Annotated in this window: 2 protein-coding genes; both read left to right on the forward strand. The window is 41.0% G+C overall.

The window, feature by feature from the left end:
* The first annotated feature begins 163 nt into the window (after positions 1–163).
* A complete protein-coding gene (locus tag AB4238_RS20295; protein ID WP_372035210.1) occupies positions 164–1,828 on the forward strand; it encodes an ammonia-forming cytochrome c nitrite reductase subunit c552 in 1,665 nt (554 codons plus the stop codon).
* Between the two features lie 1,122 nt (positions 1,829–2,950).
* Entirely contained in the window at positions 2,951–4,510 is a 1,560-nt protein-coding gene (locus AB4238_RS20300) for an ammonia-forming cytochrome c nitrite reductase subunit c552 (RefSeq protein WP_372035212.1), read from the forward strand.
* The last annotated feature ends 150 nt before the right edge of the window (positions 4,511–4,660 follow it).

The following is a 4,660-nucleotide window of genomic DNA, read 5'->3' on the forward strand; positions in this document are numbered from 1 at the left end:
ATATTATTTAATAATGTTAAATCAATAAATCTAAACTTAAATCAAAAATACACAAAGCAAGATTCAAAAATAATATTTATTGAGATAACAATATAAAACTTTATTAGCAAATCAGTAAACAAGCAAATAATAAATAACAAATAGATTATTTAGAGGAGTTGTGATGAGACTACAAAAGCTTGCAATCGCCGTAGCGGTAATGACCGCATTATCAGCCTGTAGCGATGATGATGATAAAACTAAAACCTGTCCTGATGGAACAGAACTCGATCCCAACACAAATGTGTGTGTCACTATACCGCCGGTAGAGCCGCCAGTTGAGCCACCAGTTGAGCCACCTGTAGAAACTGATTTCTACAACAGCGATAACTGGAAAGAAACCTTCCCTGATCAATACACCACTTGGGCGCAGACTGAAGAGAGCAACCCGGAATCGGGTGTACCTACAGACTTACTAGAAGCTAACCCTAATCTTGTCAGCGCTTGGGCAGGCTACGGGTTCGCCAAAGACTACAATCGTGCGCGTGGTCATCACTTTGCATTAACTGACATTATTAAAACATTACGTACTGGCGCTCCGCTAATCGGACACGACGGTGAAATCGTCGGTGAAGCCATGAAGGCAAGTTGTTGGTCTTGTAAATCTCCAGATGTCGGTCGCATGTTTGAAGAGGTGGGTGAAGGCAAGTTTGCAGATAATGGCTGGTCAGTGTGGGGCGAAGAGATGCCAAACACAATCGGCTGTGCAGATTGTCATGAACTCGGTGAAAACACGCTACGATTAAGCCGTGCATATACGACTCGTGCAATGGACGTGATTGATAAAACATTCACAGCGCAAGAGCATATTGACCAAGCCGGCCAAACTTGTGCTCAGTGTCATGTTGAATACTACTTCGATGGCAACGACTCTACAAAAGTACGCTACCCTTGGGATCATTGGGTGCCTGGTGTAGATACCGATTACGCTAGTGTTGTTGATTACAAAGGCGACGACAACTTGTACAAAGGTTTTGCCGCTGAAGCGCAGTTAGCATTCTACGATGAGAAAAACTTTAAGGATTGGACTAACGCTATCTCTGGTGCACCGTCGCTAAAAGCACAGCACCCAGAGTATGAAAACATGATGGATCGTACCGACCACATGATGTCAAATCACTTGGATTTCAGCTGTAATACTTGTCATATGCCGAAATCAACTAACTCGGATGGACAAGAGTACTCAAATCATAAAGTCGCATTTGATGCCAACAAGCTTCCAGCTAGCTGTACCGGTTGTCATGATGCAGATGCATTCGAGTCTAAGTTTGAGAAACGCAAAGCCAGTATCAATGCACTTCGTTTTGAGGACGAAGGCACAGACCCACGCCTAACTGAAGTACACTTTAAAGCACAAGCTATTTGGGCTGCGAACGGTATTGAAGGCCTAGAAGCTGGAAAGTCTATTGGTGAAGCAAAAGCTGCTTATGAAGGTGCGCTAACTGCTGACAATGAACTTGCCACAGAAATGAATAGCCTGCTAACCAAAGTACGTAATGCTCAGTGGTTCTGGGATAGCGCTACCGCATCTCATGGTATTTACGCCCATAACCCTGCAGAAGCGATTCGCTTGCTAACCAAGTCTAATACGATTTTAGATGCGGCAATCATCGAAGCGAATACACTGCTTGCTAAGTACGATGCTGACTATGTCTACGATGCAACTAAGTACGACAGCAAAGCAAAAGTACAACCGCTTGCAGGTCTTGACCTCGATGCGATGAAGACCTCTAAAGAAGAGTTCATCAAAGAGCGTGTAGAAAAAGATTGGCCTGCTGAACTACATTAATTGCAAATGTAATTAGCTAAAGATACATCTCCAAACTAAATGCCAGTCACCTCACCGACTGGCATTTTTATTAACAAATGACTTCCACTTGGCCGTTCATTCGACAGTAATTCAACGCTTAGCAAAACATTAAGGCGAAAATAGCCAAACTCTGCCTTAACTTTCTCCGATGCCCCATGCTCTGCTTTATCTCATAAAGCCTTCAAAGCTTGCATCGTCTTTGACTCGGCATTTAAGCTTCATCCTCCCAATAGAACGACTTTTCTGTATTGCGCCAAACCAAGCATACAGTCATCAATCGAAACACTTAGTGCAGCATGAAGGCGACTACAACTTTGTACATCAATCTCATCACAGAGGCTTATCAGAGCGCTCAGCAGTGTATTGAGTTTTGCTATCAAGATAGAACTCTCTCAACGATACGCCTAATATTAAAACCCAAGTTCTTAATCAACCTTATTGATAGAAATGGTTTTCCGTACTGAAACTTCTCTACAACGATCTGATTGTTTAAAATTTACGCCGCCCTAAAAAAGACTAATTTAAACTATATTAAATTAGTACAACAAAATACATGCAGAGATATACAGACAGAAAAATAAACAATAAAAAGTAATGTATAAAACAAACGTAAGTTTCAGTTTAATTTTAAATTAACAAACTCAATACGGAATTAATAATGAATTAAGATTCAATTAATAATTTAAAATTTACCTTACGAATATACAATCACGTAAAAAACATCACGTTATTAATTCAACCAATGAAAAATCTAATAAAAAAGGACTACAAACAAACAATAACTTAATATAAAAATCTTTGAAAACTTACAAGCTCAACGATAAAAACCTTAAAAAATCAACAGCATACAGGGAACCATCAAAGTAAGGAATATAGCAAAAAATAACAAATAACAAGGCATACCCCTAAGTAGGTATTATTCAGTAAATATAAATATAGACAGACAACTATATAAACAAATTAATAAGAACAACATCACACTCCCCACCTAAATATATTCACTACTTTAATTTAAATGGTAATAATCACTACGAATCCTACTATCGATAATTAATTTAAAAATTATTAGTAATAGTTTATTGATTCCAATTAGGAGTGATGATGAAAATTAAAAAACTGTCCATGGCAATAATGGTCTCTACCTTGTTCGTCGGCTCAGCTGCCGCCAATGATAAAGACGTAGATCTATACAACAGCGATAACTGGCAAAAGGCATTTCCAGAACAATACAAGACTTGGGCTCAAACTGAGCAAACAACCCCAGAGTCAGGTAGCTTAGTTGATCTATTGGCCGCAAACCCAAACTTAATCTCTGCATGGGCTGGTTACGGTTTCGCTAAAGACTATAACCGAGCACGTGGTCACCACTATGCAATGACAGACATCGTCAAAACACTTCGTACAGGCCATCCTGTCGTCGGCCATGACGGCAACGTTGTTGGCGAAGCCATGGCTGCCAGTTGCTGGTCTTGCAAAACCCCCGATGTCGCTCGCATGTACGACAAAGTTGGAGAAGATAACTTCTCAAATAACAACTGGTCGACATGGGGCCATGAGATGTCTAACACTATTGGGTGTGCAGATTGCCATCAGTTGGGCAGCGCAGAAATTCGAATGAGCCGCCCATATGCAGAGCGTGCTATGCAAGCCATAGGCAAAGACTTCTCAGAGCAATCAGCAACTATGCAGGCTAGCCAAACTTGTGCTCAGTGCCATGTAGAGTATTACTTTGACGGCAAAGATGATAAAAAAGTCCGTTACCCGTGGGATCATTGGGTAGCAGGTGTTAAAACCGACTACAAAGAAGTGGTTAACTATAAAGGCTCAGACGGCCTATATGAAGGTTTTGCCGCAGAAGCACAACTTGCCTACTTTGATCAAATAGGCTTCAAAGACTGGACCAATGCAATCTCAGGCGTGCCATCAATAAAAGCACAACATCCTGAATTTGAAAACATGATGGATAGAACTGATCATGCGATGTCTAGCCATATGGAGTTTGGTTGTACCACTTGTCATATGCCTAAAGCGGAAAATAGCAAAGGCGTGGAATACTCCAACCATAAAGTTACTTTTGACGCTGATAAACTACCAGAAAGCTGTGTAGGTTGTCATGAAGGTAGTGATTTCAAAGAGATCTTCGATGAACGTAAAGCTGAGATCAATAAGCTGCGTTTTGAGGCTGACGGTACTGACCCACGCTTAACCGAAGCACACTTTAAAGCTCAGGCTATTTGGGCTGCTAACGGTATCAAAGGACTAGAAGCGGATCAAAGTATTGCTCAAGCCAAAGGTAACTACGAAGCAGCATTAAAAGCCAATACACCGCTAGCCAAAGAGATGAATAGTCTTTTAACTAAAGTTAGACATGCACAGTGGTTCTGGGACAGCGCAACAGCCTCTCACGGTATCCATGCTCACAACCCAGCAGAAGCGATTCGTTTACTTGAGAAATCTAATGCGATATTAGATGAAGCACTTAACGAAGCAAATGCACTGTTAACAAAGTACGCACCAAAGTATAAGTACGATGCAACTAAGTACGATACTAAAGCAAAAGTACAACCGCTTGCCGGACTTAATTTAGAGGCTATGCAAAGCGCTAAAGAAGAGTTCATCGAGCAGCGCGTTGAAAAAGAGTGGCCTGTTAAACTACGTTAATTGCGAACCTAGTTAGGCAAAATACATCTCCAACCCCAAACGCCAGTCACCTCACCGACTGGCGTTTTTTTGTCTAAAACTTAGCAAATTACATTATCAAGTGATTAGGGGCTGTTGATCTTTCGAGCTTAGTTTTTGTTCGGTTCTTTA

Source organism: Shewanella sp. 10N.286.45.A1 (assembly GCF_041470405.1).
In the GTDB taxonomy this organism is placed as follows: Bacteria; Pseudomonadota; Gammaproteobacteria; order Enterobacterales; family Shewanellaceae; genus Shewanella.